1 protein-coding gene is annotated in these 1,650 nt (G+C 70.4%); it reads left to right on the top strand.

The features are described from left to right. Nucleotides 1-1,438: DNA polymerase ligase N-terminal domain-containing protein (locus tag VG899_08995; GenBank protein HWA66487.1), on the top strand; the 1,438-nt coding region annotated here is incomplete at its 5' end. Between the last annotated feature and the right edge of the window lie 212 nt (nt 1,439-1,650).

Here is a 1,650-nt window from a genome sequence, read left to right as displayed (position 1 = left end):
GGTGGCGGGCGTGCTCGTCAGCTGGGCGGTGCCGAAAGGGCCGACTTTGGACCCGTCGATTCGACGGGCCGCGTTCCACGTCGAGGACCACCCGCTCGAGTACGTCGACTTCGAAGGGGTGATCCCGGCCGGCCAGTACGGGGGCGGCGATGTGATCGTGTGGGACACCGGCACGTGGACGCCGCACGGCACGGACGACCCGGCCTCGGCGATCGCGGCGGGCGAGCTGCACTTCGACCTCACCGGCGAGAAGCTGCGCGGCCGCTTCGTCCTGGTACGGACCAAGACCAGCTCCTCCGGCAAGGAGGAGTGGCTGCTGCTGCACAAGCACGACGACTTCGCAGTCGACGGATGGGACCCGGAGCAGCACGGCCGGTCGGTGCTGTCGGGACGTACGAACGAGCAGGTCAAGGCCGACCCCGAACGGTTGTGGCGCTCCGACCTGCCGGCCGCCGATGCGGCCATCACCCTCGGATCTCGCCGCTTCGACCCGCCGAGCGATGACGACCTCGCCGCGCTCGACGATCTGGGTGCCAACGGCACCTGGGCGGTGTTCGGCCGCGAGCTTCGCGTGACGAACCTCGACAAGGTGTTGTTTCCGGCGCGCAAGGGCGAAGCGGCGGTGACGAAGCGGGACCTGCTGCGCTACGCCGCGCAGATCGCCCCGACCGTCTCGCCGTACCTGCAGCGGCGGGCGCTCAACATGCACCGTTACCCGTCGGGTGCGCAGGCGAAAGGCTTCTGGCACAAGGAGCTGCCCAGACACGCGCCGGACTGGCTGCCGCGGTGGGACAACCCGGATGCGGACCGGGGTGAGACACGCACCTATCTGGTGGTCGACGAACCGGCCGCGTTGGTGTGGGCGGCGAACTTCGGCGCGCTGGAGTGGCACGCGTGGACCTCACTCGTGGAGGAGCCGCATCGCCCGACCTACGCGATGATCGATCTCGACCCGGGCGAGCGGACGACGTGGCCGGAGCTCGTCGAGCTCGCCCGCCTGCACCGCACCGCTCTCGATCACCTCGGGGTCACGGCACGCCCGAAGCTCACCGGCCGGCGCGGCATCCAGATCTGGGTGCCGATTGCGGCCGGCCCGTCCTTCGACGAGACCCGCGAGTGGGTCGAAGGCGTCTCCCGAGCCGTCGGTGGGGTCATGCCCGAGCTCGTCAGCTGGAAGTGGCAGGTCAACGACCGGCAAGGTCTCGCTCGGCTCGACTACACCCAGAACGCGATCAACAAGACCCTCGTCGCGCCGTACAGCCCGCGCCCCGCGCCAGGCGCGCCCGTGTCCGCACCGATCGACTGGGACGAGCTCGACGACCCGGACCTGCGGCCCGACGCGTTCACGATCCGTTCGGTGATCCCGCGCCTCGCCGAGCGCGGAGACCTGTTCGCGGCGGTCCTGGACCACTCGCAGGTGCTGCCCGTCCTGCGGTGAAGGCGTTTGTCCGCTGCCCGAGGCGGTAGGGCGAACCCAGTCCCAGCGGGCAGCGACTCGCGGAACGACCCCTACCCCTGCCAGGACCAGCCGAGGTTGAAGATCGCGCTGACCACCAGGCCGATCACCAGCAGCGCGCCGGCGCGGCGGACGTGCAGGAAGGCGGCAGCGGCGTACCAGAGCGGCCAGATCGGGTAGTGCTTCGGTGGCTC

The sequence above is a fragment of the Mycobacteriales bacterium genome (genome assembly GCA_035550055.1).
GTDB lineage: Bacteria > Actinomycetota > Actinomycetes > JAFAQI01 > JAFAQI01 > DASZTV01.
This window is presented reverse-complemented; position numbering and strand designations above follow the sequence as displayed.